The sequence below is a fragment of the Mesorhizobium kamtschaticum genome, from assembly GCF_056174585.1.
Genome location: NZ_CM149691.1, coordinates 2,701,035 through 2,712,885 on the forward strand (window position 1 = coordinate 2,701,035; position 11,851 = coordinate 2,712,885).

Annotated in this window: 13 protein-coding genes and 1 pseudogene; 8 read left to right on the forward strand and 6 right to left on the reverse strand. The window is 63.0% G+C overall.

Annotated elements, in window-relative coordinates; genetic code table 11:
- Window positions 1-68: 68 nt before the first annotated feature.
- The gene (locus AC0V7N_RS13210) at window positions 69-983 is read left to right on the forward strand and encodes a LysR family transcriptional regulator (RefSeq protein WP_475458100.1); all 915 of its coding nucleotides are present in this window, start codon (window positions 69-71) and stop codon (window positions 981-983) included.
- A 596-nt stretch (window positions 984-1,579) separates the two neighbouring features.
- On the forward strand, window positions 1,580-2,206 hold the full coding sequence (locus AC0V7N_RS13215; RefSeq protein ID WP_496628010.1) for a glycosyltransferase family 25 protein: 627 nt from the start codon (window positions 1,580-1,582) through the stop codon (window positions 2,204-2,206).
- Here AC0V7N_RS13215 and AC0V7N_RS13220 read toward each other — a convergent pair.
- Entirely contained in the window at window positions 2,106-2,522 is a 417-nt protein-coding gene (locus AC0V7N_RS13220) for a hypothetical protein (protein ID WP_475460695.1), read from the reverse strand. The genes AC0V7N_RS13215 and AC0V7N_RS13220 overlap by 101 nt on opposite strands.
- Window positions 2,523-2,947: 425 nt before the next feature.
- Between AC0V7N_RS13220 and AC0V7N_RS13225 the strand changes: the two genes are divergently transcribed.
- From AC0V7N_RS13225 to AC0V7N_RS13245, 5 genes and pseudogenes are all read left to right on the forward strand, one after another.
- Window positions 2,948-3,157: a winged helix DNA-binding protein gene (locus AC0V7N_RS13225; RefSeq protein WP_496627882.1), complete on the forward strand. Its 210-nt coding sequence runs from the start codon at window positions 2,948-2,950 to the stop codon at window positions 3,155-3,157.
- A 55-nt stretch (window positions 3,158-3,212) separates the two neighbouring features.
- Complete coding sequence (locus AC0V7N_RS13230; protein WP_475458106.1) at window positions 3,213-3,776, forward strand: cysteine hydrolase family protein; 564 nt, start codon at window positions 3,213-3,215, stop codon at window positions 3,774-3,776.
- Between the two features lie 2 nt (window positions 3,777-3,778).
- The gene (locus AC0V7N_RS13235) at window positions 3,779-4,108 is read left to right on the forward strand and encodes a hypothetical protein (protein WP_475458108.1); all 330 of its coding nucleotides are present in this window, start codon (window positions 3,779-3,781) and stop codon (window positions 4,106-4,108) included.
- A 92-nt stretch (window positions 4,109-4,200) separates the two neighbouring features.
- Window positions 4,201-5,384 (forward strand): annotated as a pseudogene (locus AC0V7N_RS13240) (MFS transporter).
- Window positions 5,385-5,532: 148 nt separating this feature from the next.
- Window positions 5,533-6,612, forward strand: a complete 1,080-nt coding sequence (locus AC0V7N_RS13245; RefSeq protein ID WP_475458112.1) for a siderophore-interacting protein — start codon at window positions 5,533-5,535, stop codon at window positions 6,610-6,612.
- 25 nt (window positions 6,613-6,637) lie between these two features.
- On the opposite strand, the gene AC0V7N_RS13250 is transcribed toward AC0V7N_RS13245, so the two are convergent.
- The 4 genes from AC0V7N_RS13250 to AC0V7N_RS13265 all read right to left on the reverse strand — a co-directional run bounded on the left by AC0V7N_RS13250 (window position 6,638) and on the right by AC0V7N_RS13265 (window position 9,465).
- Window positions 6,638-7,741, reverse strand: a complete 1,104-nt coding sequence (locus AC0V7N_RS13250; protein WP_475458114.1) for an AbrB family transcriptional regulator — start codon at window positions 7,739-7,741, stop codon at window positions 6,638-6,640.
- Window positions 7,742-7,808: 67 nt separating this feature from the next.
- Window positions 7,809-8,117 carry a putative quinol monooxygenase gene (locus AC0V7N_RS13255; RefSeq protein WP_475458117.1) on the reverse strand — a complete coding sequence of 103 codons (309 nt, stop codon included), beginning with the start codon at window positions 8,115-8,117 and terminating at the stop codon, window positions 7,809-7,811.
- 65 nt (window positions 8,118-8,182) lie between these two features.
- Window positions 8,183-8,965: an SDR family NAD(P)-dependent oxidoreductase gene (locus AC0V7N_RS13260; RefSeq protein ID WP_475458119.1), complete on the reverse strand. Its 783-nt coding sequence runs from the start codon at window positions 8,963-8,965 to the stop codon at window positions 8,183-8,185.
- Window positions 8,966-9,027: 62 nt separating this feature from the next.
- The gene (locus AC0V7N_RS13265) at window positions 9,028-9,465 is read right to left on the reverse strand and encodes a DsrE family protein (protein ID WP_475458121.1); all 438 of its coding nucleotides are present in this window, start codon (window positions 9,463-9,465) and stop codon (window positions 9,028-9,030) included.
- 285 nt (window positions 9,466-9,750) lie between these two features.
- Between AC0V7N_RS13265 and AC0V7N_RS13270 the strand changes: the two genes are divergently transcribed.
- On the forward strand, window positions 9,751-10,662 hold the full coding sequence (locus AC0V7N_RS13270; protein ID WP_496627883.1) for a hypothetical protein: 912 nt from the start codon (window positions 9,751-9,753) through the stop codon (window positions 10,660-10,662).
- 241 nt (window positions 10,663-10,903) lie between these two features.
- Here AC0V7N_RS13270 and AC0V7N_RS13275 read toward each other — a convergent pair whose 3' ends face one another.
- Window positions 10,904-11,851 carry a cation diffusion facilitator family transporter gene (locus AC0V7N_RS13275; protein WP_475458126.1) on the reverse strand — a complete coding sequence of 316 codons (948 nt, stop codon included), beginning with the start codon at window positions 11,849-11,851 and terminating at the stop codon, window positions 10,904-10,906.

The following is an 11,851-nucleotide window of genomic DNA, read 5'->3' on the forward strand; positions in this document are numbered from 1 at the left end:
TCCTTTCAGGAAAAATGGTATTATATCTCCTGATATACCGGACTAAAACGCTCGAATGGAAGAATGCAATGGATCGTCTCAGCGGCCTCCTGGCCTTCGCCCGTACCGCCGAGCTCGGCAGTTTCATTGCCGCCGGACGTGCGCTCGGCATTTCGGCTTCCGCCGTTGGCAAGAGTGTCGCGAGGCTCGAACAGGAGCTCGGCGTGCGGCTCCTGCAGCGCAGCACGCGGCGGATCGGCCTGACGGAAGAGGGCAGATTGTTCAACGAGCGGGTGCGACGCATCCTCGACGACATCGACGATGCCGAGGCGATGCTGTCGCGGACCCGGGAAACGCCGCACGGCCGGCTGCGCGTCTCGACCCCGATCGTCACCTACCATCTGCTTTTGCCGGTGCTGTCGGAGTTCATGGCCCGCTATCCCGAGATCGAACTCGACATCGATTTCAACGACCGCATCGTCGACGTCATCGAGGAAGGCATCGACGTCGCCATTCGAAGCGGCCAGCTGCCCGATTCACGATTGGTGTCGAGACCCGTTGCACCGTTTCGCATGCTTTTGTGCGCGGCGCCCTCCTATCTCGACCGCCATGGCACTCCCGGCGAGCCGGCGGATCTCACCAGGCACTTCGGCATCAACTTCCGCTTTCTGAACAGCGGCAGGCTGCTGGAATGGCCATTCATGACCGGAAGCGCCGAACCGCAGATCCGTTCGATGCTGACCTGCAACAACATGGAGGCGTTGAAGGGAGCCACGCTTGCCGGACTCGGTATCGCCTGCATGCCCGATTTCCTGGTCTGCGAGGCGCTGCGCGACGGAAAGCTGCGCACCGTGCTGGACGATCATGTCGACGGCCGTGGCCAGTTCCGGATGCTGTGGCCCTCCAATCGCCATCTGTCACCGAAGGTGCGCGTCTTCGTCGATTTCCTTCCCGACCGCCTTGCGACACACAGCCTTTGCCCAGGGTGGAGGAAGGTGGGGTGAAGAGACAGATGCTTGATTTTCAGCCGAAGCTGACGGCCTCGGGCAAGGATGCGCGGGAGAACGTTGCGGCAGACCCAGACCTTTGCGGCCGCAGGCGTGCGCCCCGACAGTCGATGGTAGGGGATGCCACGGTTCTTGCAGCGCGTTTCGACCCAAGAGCCTTCGGTCGAAATATCCACTACGCCAAGCCGCGATTCGTCCGGCGCCGGCGCCTCCCAACCAACCTCCTACGTATCCCATGCGGGGTCAGGAACGATGGCAAATCGAAACTTGGTGGACCCCGTGAGTCTTTAGGTCATACGCGAAATAGACGCCGGCAAGTGGTGAGCGATAGACCTAAGCCCAAGCTCGTACAACAATTTCCAGCTTTAGGTGGTCATGCTGCCCCAGATGTCGGGTGAAATTGTAACGGGTTTGACTAGCACTCTAAAAATCCCGCTGCTACTAGTGCCGTTTTAAGCGGTGGCGGAAATGAAATGCTTGGTAATTAACCTTGATCGGTCAGTTGAGCGGCTTGTCGCCGTCGCATCTGAATTTTCTCGTGTTGGGGTTGCCTTTGAACGTGTCGCTGGGGTTGACGTGAAAGAAGGGCTCCCATTCGAAGCTCCCCGCTTACCGCGACTGAGGTTTGTTGCTTTCTAAGTCATCGGCTTTGTTGGAAAATAATCGCAGACGGCCCTGAAGAATATGGTGCCGTGTTCGAGGACGATGTAGTTTTCAGTCATGACGCTGGGTCGGTGCTGGTTGATGACAATTGGATCCCGCCAAATGCCGACATCATCAAACTCGAAACATTCTTCAATCGAGTGAGGCTGGGTAGACAGCACGTTACCGTTGCGGAGGGATACTCAGCCAGGCGGCTTCTCGGGCAACATCTGGGCGCGTGCGGCTACATAGTTTCAAGAAATGCCGCAAAGAGGCTGTTCACCAGCACTGAACGCCTTAAGGCTGCCGTTGACGTTGCTCTCTTCAGCCCAAATCAGATGACGGCGGCGCGCAACACGATCTACCAGTTAACGCCGGCTCTATGCACTCAAGCACATTTCGTCGTGGACAAGAGACCGCCAAGCTTGGTCCAACTCGCCCCGAGAGTCCACATCAACAAGCGGATGATCGACAGGGTCAATGCAGAGGTTGCGCGCGTTTTATGGTACTTCCACAACAGGCCATTTTTTCAAGCAGCAGAGAAAGTTGACGCTGTGCCTGTACGAGCCAGATATTGAGTGATGCGCTACGCGAACTGGGGTCATTCATACTGGTGTTTGGATTGACAATCACCTCATCACCGGGCGAATAACCGCCATCCGTGATCACATTTACCAGATACGCTTGGTAGAGCTTCGGTTGAACACCAAGTCCATGCGCCAGAGTGAGTGAACCACCAAGCGTAATGGTCTGTTGGTCGCTGTCACATGCCTTTTGCCTTGTTGAATGGCAACGTAGCCCACGGGCCGTCGCACCTGTATTCATGAGAAGCGCTTGGCCGGCGGTGCCCTTGCCAAGCCGCGTAATCACCTCTGCGGCAAACAGGTAGAGCAAGTCGCCCGCGATCGGCAGGAAGATACGCGTTGTGGCCCGTCGCCAACGACAATAGCGTCATCGTCGGCGTCGCACTGGATCCGGCCTTCAGCCGTCGGCGTGGGAACTGTGCTCTGCTCGATATATGAAGTCAAGCTTTGAAGTTTACCTTCATATATGCTACAAAGCCGCCATGAAAGATCAGTTGCCTCCGCAAAACGACCCCGAAACCATGCGTGCGATGGCTTTGGCGGCCGAGCTTCGGGTTGTCGCCGGCCGGCTGATCCGGCGCCTGCGTGAACAGGCAGGCGACGGCGATCTGACCTCGTCGCAGAAGTCAGTGGTGCTGCATCTGGACCGAGAGGGCCCGGCGACGGTGACGACGCTGGCGCGCGCTCAGGATATGCGTCCGCAATCGATGGGCGCCATTGTTTTCGGCGCTGCAAGTGGCCGGTCTGGTGGAAGGCGCGCCGGATCCGGCCGATGGCCGCCAGACCCTGCTGTCGCTCACACCGGCCTGCCGGGACATGATCGCGACCGGACGGGCGGCAAGGCAGGATTGGCTGTTCCGCGCCATCCAGTCGAAGCTTGACCACGACGAGCAGGAGCAACTCGCAGGTGCCGTCGAACTGCTCGGACGCCTCGCCGACTTCTGACCAATCGTCCGGCGTGCAATGCGCCGCTGTTCCAATCATCGGAAGGAAAACACGGATGGCAGTCACCACGCTTGACCAGAAAACGGCACTCATCGTCATCGACCTGCAGAAAGGCATTGTCTCCTTGCCCGCTGTCCATCCGGTCAGCGAGGTCGTGCAGCGGGCGAGCGCGCTCGCCGGAGCGTTCCGCGGCCGCAGCTTGCCGGTCGTGCTCGTCAACGTTGCCGGCGCGCCCCCGGGCCGGACGGAACAGGCGCCTCGCATGCGGGAATTTCCCGCAGGCTGGGCTGATCTTATCCCCGAATTGCAGCAGGAGTCGGCGGACCACATCGTGACCAAACGCACGGTCGACGCTTTCGTCAACACCGATCTCGAAGCCTGGCTGAAGGGCGAGGGCGTGACCCAGGTCGTGGTCGCCGGCGTCTCCACCAGCATGGGCGTAGAGGCAACTGCACGCCATGCCCGCGATCTCGGGTTCAATGTCACGCTGGCCGTCGATGCCATGACGGACGGCAATCCCGAAGCCCACGCCAACAGCATCGTGCATATTTTCCCGAAACTGGGCGAAAGCGGCACGACGCGGGACATCCTTGATCTCTTGGCGAAGAGGAGTGCCTGACAATGCAATGGATCGACTGTGTGTCCTATTTCTTCGGTGGCGCCGTGCTGACCAATGCCGTGCCGCATTTCGTCAGTGGCGTGATGGGGCGGCCGTTTCAAAGTCCCTTCGCCAAGCCGCGTGGCCAGGGCCATTCCTCCTCGACCGTGAATGTGCTGTGGGGATTTTTGAACCTGGCGATCGGTTATCTCCTGGTGATCCGTGTCGGAGATTTCGACCTGCGATCCACGGCTGACGTCCTCGCGCTGGGGCTGGGCACCCTCCTCATGGGGGTGGTGATGGCACGCATGTTCGGCCGCTTCAACGGCGGCAATTCCCCGGTCGACGGATGAGCGGTCCGGCTAAAGGCACGTTCCGTTCGCTGGCCAATTTCAATTACCGGATTTGGGCCGGCGGCGCGATCGTGTCCAATGTCGGAACATGGATGCAGCGCACCGCGCAGGACTGGCTGGTGCTGACCCAACTGACCCACAACAACGCGACCGCCATGGGCGTGGTGATGGCGCTGCAGTTCGCGCCGCAAATCCTGCTGCTGCCATGGACCGGCTTTGCCGCCGATCACCTCGACCGTCGCAAGCTGCTGCTCGCCACGCAGGGCGCCATGGGCCTGCTTGCGCTCGGTCTCGGCCTGCTCACCGTCGCCGGGCTGGTGCAATTGTGGCACGTCTATGTGTTCGCCTTCCTGCTCGGCTGCACGACCGCGTTCGATTCACCCGCGCGCCAGACATTCGTCTCGGATCTGGTCGGCGAGACAGACCTGTCGAATGCCGTGGCGCTGAATTCCACCTCGTTCAATGTCGCGCGGATGATCGGGCCTGCCGTCGCCGGCGCCCTATCGCTTCCGTCGGCTCCGGCTGGGTTTTTCTGATCAACGCGGCGTCGTTTGCCGCTGTCCTTGCCTCGCTCGGCCTGTTGCGTCTCAATGAGCTTCATCTGAAGGACAAGGCGCAGCGGAGCTCCGGCGGCCTTGCCCAGGGCTTTGCCTATGTGTGGAAGCGCCCCGACCTCAAAGCCGTCCTTCTGATGCTCTTCCTGATCGGCACGTTCGGGCTCAACTTCCCCATCTTCATTTCGACCATGTCCGTGTCGGTCTTTCACGCAGGAGCCGGCCAATACGGGCTGTTGACGTCTACCATGGCGATCGGATCGGTGAGCGGCGCGCTGTTGGCCGCCCGGCGCGAGCAACCCCGCCTGGCGTTTCTTCTGGCGGGTGCCGCGATTTTCGGCTTTGGCTTCAGCCTGGCCGCGATCATGCCAAACTACTGGCTGTTTGGCCTCGCGCTCGTTGTCATCGGCGTCTCGGCGCAGACGATGACCACCTCGACGATCGGTCTGGTGCAACTCTCGACCGACCCCGCGATGCGCGGGCGGGTGATGGCGATCCTTCTGGCCACAACGCTGGGCGGCACCGCTCTCGGCGCGCCGCTGGTCGGCTGGGTGGCCGATGACATCGGCCCACGCTGGGCGCTTGGCGTGGCCGCTATTGCCGGCTTTGCGGCTGTTATCGTCGGGATCCGCTATCTCGCGACGTATCGCCACTTGCGCGTGCGGATCGAAGCCGGACGTTTGCGCTTTGACCTCGATGACGGCAAAGCCGAGCGGGCATAGGCCGCTTTCTCCGGCGTCCTGATAAAATATGATTACTTAAGTCAAGTTTCTGTGGAAACCCTGGCGGCGCTGTGGCATGCCGGCGATGGCGACGAGGCCGAGATTTTTTCGGCGGCTTCGTTTGGACCGCTATCGAAGGATTTCAGCGATGGACCAGTTGAGTGCGCAAACCCGGATCAGCGACGAGGCAATCAGGTCGGCGATCGAGCGTCTGCGCGCTGAGCACGGCGAATTCGAGATCGAAACCGGCGCTGCCGACCGTTGGGAGCTTCGCCTGTATTACGGGTCGTTGAGCGCCACGATCGAGGACGACGCCATGCTGGTCCGTGTCGCGGCGATCGACGAGACCTGCCTGTCCTACATGAAGATGACGGTTGCCGGCCATGTCGCCCGGCATCTCGGCACGGCCAGTGGATTGCGCTGGCAAGGCGACGGCAGCGATGCCGGCACGCCGGTCTTCTTCCGCGAGATCACGGTGATGTCGTCGATGCGGATTTCGCCGCACATGGAGCGCCTGCGCTTCGCTGGCACGGATCTCGACCGCTTCACCCATGGCGGCCTGCACATGCGGCTGCTGTTGCCGCCGCGTGGCCGAAGGCCGGTCTGGCCCTCGGTGGGCCCTGATGGCCTGCTGGTCTGGCCCGCGGGCGAGGACGCGCTCACCGTGCGGGTCTACACGATCCGGGCGATAGATTCGGCAGGCGGCTGGCTCGATGTCGATTTCGTGCTGCATCCCGGCCAGGACACACCGGCCGCCGCCTTCGCGCAGAACGCTCGGGCGGGAGACGTGATCGGCATGATCGGACCCGGTGGCGGCGATGCACCGAAAGCGCGGACCTTGCTTCTCGTCGGTGACGACACCGCGCTGCCGGCCATTGGCAGGATCCTCGAGCACCTGCCGCGCTCAACTCGCGCCGAGGCGCTGATCGAGGTCGATGGTCCCGATGATCGGATCGCGCTGCCGCAAGGCGACAATATCGACATCACCTGGCTCTACCGGCATGGCCGCGAGGCCGGCGCCGCCGGCCTGCTGCCGGCAGCGCTCAGGGAGCGCAGCCACGCCGCACTTGCCGATGGTCTCTTTGTGTGGGCCGGATGCGAGTTCACCGACTTCCGCGAGATACGCAAGATCGCGCGCAAGGAATGGGGCTTGCCACGCGACAGGCATCTGGTCACCGCCTATTGGCGCCGCGGCGCGCAGGGCGAAAACGGGGGTGGCGAGGAGTAGTCCACCAAAGGCACTGAAAGCCGATCTATTCCCGGATGCTTCTGGCCACCAGCCGAGCAACGCTCGGGCCGACCAGCAGCACGATCAGGAAGCGCGCCGATTGCAGCGCCATGACGAAGGAGATGTCGACGTTCTGCGCCGCGGCGGCAATGATGGCGACGCTGTCCATGCCGCCGGGGCTGGTCGCCAGATAGGCGGTCAGCGGATCGACGCCGAGGAGATGGCTGATCAGGAAGGCGAGCCCGCCGCAAAAGGCGATCAGCGCCACGATCGAGGCGATGATCTGCGGCAGTGCACGCGTCGCATGGCGCAAGATCGGCCTGGTGAAGTTCAGCCCGATCGACCAGCCGACCATGGCGTAGCTGACCGCCAGCAGCCATGGCGGCAACTGCATCTCGACACCAAGGCCGAGATGGATGACGGCGCCGAAGATGAAGGTGCCGAGAAAAAAGGGCGAGGGCAGCCGGCACAGCTTTCCCGCCATCCCGCCGACCAGCGCGATGCCGATGGTGGCGGCAAAGGCTTGCAGATCGATCGGCGGAAACCAGATGATCGGCGGGATCTCGATCCCCGACGTGTCGACCCACATCTTGGCGACGATCGCTGCCGTCATCGAGACGAAGATGACGCGCAGATACTGCATGAAGGCGACGAGCCGCTGGTCGGCACCGAATGCACCGGCCATCAGCACCATGGCGGTGGCCGCACCCGGCGAGGAGCCCCAGACGGCGGTGGTGCCGGGCAGGATGCGCCAGCGGCTGATCAGCCAGCCAAGCAGGCTGGAGGCCGCGACGGTGGCGATCACCACGCCAAGGAACAGCGGCCACTCCTGGTAGAAGACGGGAAAGATGTCGGCCGAAATCGACGCGGCGACGAGGCAACCGACAATGGCCTGGGCGGAGCCGAACAACAGGCGCGGCACGCGAACCGTGGCGCCATTGGTGCCGGCAACGATGGCCGCCAGCATCGGCCCGATCAAGAGCGCCGCCGGCAAGGCAGCGAGTTCGAGCGCGCCGGCAAACAGGGCGGAGATGGTGAGCAGGATCAGCCATTGCCAGGGCCTGCCTATCCGCGCCATGCGCTCGGCGGCGGGTTGGTCAGGAGGTGGCTGTTCGGCCGAGGAATCCATTCTTCGGTCTTAGACGCGAAGCACGGCGATGCGAACCCCGCCGTGCTGAAAAAGCTGGACGCGAGCCTCAGCCCGTCTTGCCGTCAGCCAACCCGAAGCCGCCGACAGGGTGGGTCTCCACCTGGAACTCGAAGCCGGCGATGAAGGGGCGTGCCTTGGCGATAGCCGCCTGCACTTCCGGAAGCTGCAGCGAGGCCTTGTGGCTTTCGGCGTCCGTCCACACTTCGGTGACCCAGATCGCATCGGCATCCGCGGGGTCGCGGGCAATGATATAGCTCAAGCAACCCGGCAGGGCGCCGGTGCTGGCGCGCAGGACATCCATGATCGCGTCGCGCTGGCCGCGCGCCGCCCGCATCTTGCCGATCAGTCCGTACATTCCCTTCGTCTCCCTTCAAAAATCTTCGACAAGAGTATGTGGGTCACCAGTATGCAATTGCCCGGTCACGGCATCAACTGGCCGCCATTCACCTCGATCACCTGGCCGGTGATGTAGCCGCTCAACAGATCGGACGAGAGGAACAGGTAGGCGCCGACGCAGTCTTCAGCCGTTCCGGCGCGCCCCTGCGGAATGGTGGCGACCATGCCCTTCATCTGCTCGTCGGTCGAATAGCGCTGGTGAAACGGTGTGAGAATTGTGCCTGGCGCCACCGCGTTGACGCGGATGCCGAAGCCGATCAGTTCCTTGGCCATGCCGCGCGTCACGTTGGAGACGAAGGCCTTGGCCGAACCGTAGAGGCCGGCGCCGCCGCCGGCACCATTGCGCGCGGCGATCGACGAGGTGTTGACGATGAAGCCGCCCTGCTTCTTCAGCCACGGAATCGCCTTGCGTGACGCCGTCAGCACGGAACGGGCGTTGAGGTCCATCACCGCATCGTAATGCGCCTCGGTCTGTTCGGCGTAGGGCACGCGGCCAAGCATGCCGCCGGCATTGTTGACCAGTCCGTCGAGGCGGCCGAAATGCTGCGCGCTGTCCTCGACGACGCGCTCGACATCGGCGGGGATGGAGAAATCGCCTTGAACAAGGAAGACCTCGCCGCCACCGTCGGCAATGGTCTTGCCGAGCTTCTCGGCGGCGTCGCGGCTCGAATTGTAGTGCAGCGCTACCTTGGATTTCTGCGCGGCGTAAGCCAGCGCGAGCGCCGCACCGATGCCGGTCGAGGCACCGGTGACCAGCACCGCCTTGCCGGCGAGATCGGGAATGGTAAGCGCGGTCGTGGCGGGCACTGCTGGTCCTCCGGAGGTTCAACGAGACCAGCCGTTCCCGGCCCCGGAGTCAAGACTGTGCACTATGGCCGGAGATAGGCATAGCCCTGGCTTTGCAGTTCGGCGAGCTTGACGACGCCGCCCTTGTCGGCGGCATGGAAACCTTCGAGCAGGTCGGCGAGCGAAATGTCCATGCCTTGCATGGTGTTGGCGCAGGCCTGCGGCTCGAGCCCCTGCTGCACCAGGCCGGCGAAGCGGCCGGAGACCGCGGCCGATATGCCTTTCGACTTGAAGGCGGCCAGGGCCGGGCCATGCACGACCAGCACGATATCGACATTGCCGCCGGTGCCCTCATAGTGGTTCTTGATGTTGCCGAGCACGAAATTGACCTTGTCGACATCGCTGAGGTGATAGGCGACCTTCAGCCGTGCGGTTTCCGTGGCCGCCGCCTGCACGGCCCGCAGGCCAAGAAACGTTCCGGTTCCGGCAAGAACCGCGCGGAACATGTCGCGCCGGCGCATGGCATCCTCCTTGGATTCACCGCAACTTGCGTGGCTCCGGCCGCAATACTAGCATAAATTGACGTTACGTCCTGTCGATGCGAGGAGAGGTCACATGACGTTCAGGGCAGGGGAATGGAAGACAATTGCCGGTGCCGGATTTGGCGTTGTGCTGCTCGGTCTGCTGTCAGGCAGGGCGGGCGCTGACGACACGCTTAAACTTAAAGAACTCAGCCCGAACGGCGCGGACGCCTGTTCGGCCGGGTCTATGACGCGGCCCATCTCAAGGCGCATCCGAAGCAGAAGGTGGCGCGGATCTTCTTCTACTACGGCCATGACCCGGTCAGCCGGCCGAACGAGGAACCGACCGCCAATTCCGACACCTCCTACAATGGCTTTGTCACCACCACCGTGCGCGGCGCCAAGGCGCCGCAATGGGCCAGCGGCTGGTGCAATCACGAATCCGAGGACGGCACATCAGGGCCGATCCGCTGCGGCATGGATTGCGACCGCACGCTGGCGTCGCTGAAGGTCGACGACAAGGGCCGGGTGCTGCTGTCCGACCTGTCGCCCGATATCTACCTCGATCCGGACTCGGAGGAGCAACTCGGCAAGGCGGAATACGACAGGCAGGCGCTCGGCTCGGAGGACGACAATTTCCGGCTCGACCCGATGCCGGTCGCGACCTGCAAGGCGGAGTTCGCGCGCATCGATCCGATCGATCCGGCACTTGGGGCGCCCTTGCGCGAGCGGTTGAAGCCCGACCAGGCCTTCTGCTATGGCCGTGACTATGACGCCTCGCACCTGGCCTCGCACCCCGACCAGCTGACGCAGTCGATCCGGGTTTTTCGCGGGCCTGTGGAACTCGCCTCCTATGCTTCGGGGGGTGACGTTGCCAACTGGCCAGACGGCGCCGACATTGCCGTCTCGGTCACGACGCGGCTGAAGTCGGGCAAGGTCACGCAGACCTATTCCTGCCAGGGCGAGGCGGACCAGTGGCGCTGTGCCGCGAGCTCGAAGATGAGCGATTTCTCCTGCGACATCGCGCAGAAGGAAATCTTCCTCAAGCGCGGCGCCAACGGCATGATGATGCTGGCCAATCCCAACAGCAGCCTGGCGATCGTCGATCTCTGCTCGAAGGCCGCCGACGGCAAGACGAGATCGGACGACAAGGTCTATCGGCTGGAGCCAATGCCGCAATCAGCCTGCGCACCTTGAGCACCAGCTTCGTCATCCTATGGCGGAGCAAGGAGCGAAGCGACGCGGCGCAGACCATAGGATCCATGCCGTGACATCCGAGCGCTGCTGGGGTGCAGAAATTCTGTTCCGCTGTATGCTTCGTCCGAGGTCGCGGCATGGATCCTCGGGTCTCCGCGACGGAGCTTCGCTCCTGCTCCGCCCGTGGATGACGAAGTCGAGACGCTTCGGCTATTTTTCTAAAGTCGTGACGAAAATCGCCTCAGGCGAACGGCACGGCCGTCGTGCCTTTCGGCAGCTTGGCCTCATCATCCGGCTCGACGTGGATGGTGACGCGCACCGAGGGGATTTCGGCTCTCAGCGCGTCCTCGATGCGATCGCAGATGACGTGGCTGGCGCCGACCGACATGTCGGCGTCGACGACCAGATGGAACTCGATGAAGGTAGCGCGGCCGGCGATGCGGGTTTTCAGGTCATGCACCTCCAGCGCGCCCTTGCAGTTGGCCGAGATGATGTCGCGGATGCGCATGTGCTCGGCGGTGTCGACGGCGCGGTCCATCAGGCCGTTCATCGACGAGCCGATGACATGCCAGCCCTGCCACAGGATGTTGAGTGCGACGAGGACAGCGAGCGCCGGATCGAGGATCTGCCAGCCGGTCAGGATCGCCCCGACCAGGCCGCCGAAGACGCCGATCGAGGTCACCACATCGGTCATGATGTGATTGCCGTCGGCGACCAGTGCTGGCGATTTCTCGGCCCGTCCGGCGCGGATCAACGTCCAGGCCCAGAAGGCATTGATGACCGTGGCAATACCGTTGACGGCAAGGCCGTTCCAGGGCTTTTCCAGCGGCGCCGGCGCCTGCCAGGAGCGCCAGACCTCGTTGAGGATCAACAGTGCGGCGAGCACGATCAGCACGCCTTCGAGCACCGCCGAAAAATACTCGGCCTTGTGGTGGCCGAAGGGGTGATCCTGGTCGGCCGGCTTGTAGCTGACCTGGATGGCCCAGAAGGCGGCGCCCGAGGCAATGACGTTGACGATCGATTCCAACGCATCGGAATAGAGCGCTACCGAGCCGGTGATGTACCAGGCGGCGGCCTTCAGTGCGAGCACGACAAAGGCGATCACGATCGACCAGAAGGCAAGGTTGGCAACCTTGCGCTTCGCGGCCGCCTTGGCCGCGATCGCCATCGTGTTCTCGGCTTCGGCCAT

Bases quoted from the DNA above. Each gene is read 5' to 3' on its own strand.
- AC0V7N_RS13230 (WP_475458106.1), top strand. From the start codon at position 3,213: ATGGCAGTCACCACGCTTGACCAGAAAACGGCACTCATCGTCATCGAC.
- AC0V7N_RS13275 (WP_475458126.1), bottom strand. From the start codon at position 11,851: ATGGCCGAAGCCGAGAACACGATGGCGATCGCGGCCAAGGCGGCCGCG.
- AC0V7N_RS13250 (WP_475458114.1), bottom strand. From the start codon at position 7,741: ATGGATTCCTCGGCCGAACAGCCACCTCCTGACCAACCCGCCGCCGAG.
- AC0V7N_RS13245 (WP_475458112.1), top strand. From the start codon at position 5,533: ATGGACCAGTTGAGTGCGCAAACCCGGATCAGCGACGAGGCAATCAGG.
- AC0V7N_RS13210 (WP_475458100.1), top strand. From the start codon at position 69: ATGGATCGTCTCAGCGGCCTCCTGGCCTTCGCCCGTACCGCCGAGCTC.
- AC0V7N_RS13265 (WP_475458121.1), bottom strand. From the start codon at position 9,465: ATGCGCCGGCGCGACATGTTCCGCGCGGTTCTTGCCGGAACCGGAACG.
- AC0V7N_RS13235 (WP_475458108.1), top strand. From the start codon at position 3,779: ATGCAATGGATCGACTGTGTGTCCTATTTCTTCGGTGGCGCCGTGCTG.
- AC0V7N_RS13255 (WP_475458117.1), bottom strand. From the start codon at position 8,117: ATGTACGGACTGATCGGCAAGATGCGGGCGGCGCGCGGCCAGCGCGAC.